Here is a 678-nt window from a genome sequence, read left to right on the forward strand (position 1 = left end):
GTTAAGACACTGGATTTTGATTCCAGCATGCGAAGGTTCGAATCCTTCCTCCCCAGCCAAATAAAAGCGTGTAAGTTTTCTTACACGCTTTTTTATGCTCAGAGCGAAATAACGCTGAAAAACTTTTTTTTACCCGTCTTTACGAGTATAATCGCGTAATTAGTGTCTTAGACATAGGGCAAAGGGAAGCGTAATGTTTTCTGCGCGTAAATCAAATTTAGAATCAGGTGAAGATATGGCTGCTTATGACAGTTTAATGGTATTTACCGGTAATGCAAATCCGGAATTGGCGCAACGCGTTGTCAAACATTTGGATATTTCACTCGGTGAAGCCACCGTTTCCAAATTCTCTGATGGCGAAGTAGCCATTGAACTGTTGGAAAATGTGCGTGGTCGCGATGTGTTTATTTTGCAATCTACCTGTGCGCCAACCAATGACAACCTGATGGAAATTTTGACTATGGCCGATGCACTCAAACGTGCTTCTGCCGGTCGTATTACTGCCGCGATTCCTTACTTTGGCTATGCGCGTCAAGATCGTCGTCCTCGCTCTGTTCGTGTACCTATTTCTGCTAAATTGGTAGCGAATATGTTGTACTCGGCAGGTATCGACCGCGTATTGACTGTTGACTTGCATGCCGATCAAATTCAAGGTTTCTTCGATATTCCGGTAGATAA

At 43.4% G+C, this 678-nt stretch carries 1 protein-coding gene; it reads left to right on the forward strand.

What is annotated here, in order from left to right:
* Positions 1 to 235: 235 nt before the first annotated feature.
* The coding region (gene prs, locus ACTHSP_RS21210) for a ribose-phosphate diphosphokinase (protein WP_440346908.1) at positions 236 to 678 on the forward strand (443 nt) is incomplete at its 3' end.

It is taken from the genome of Neisseria sp. P0001.S005, assembly GCF_051963715.1.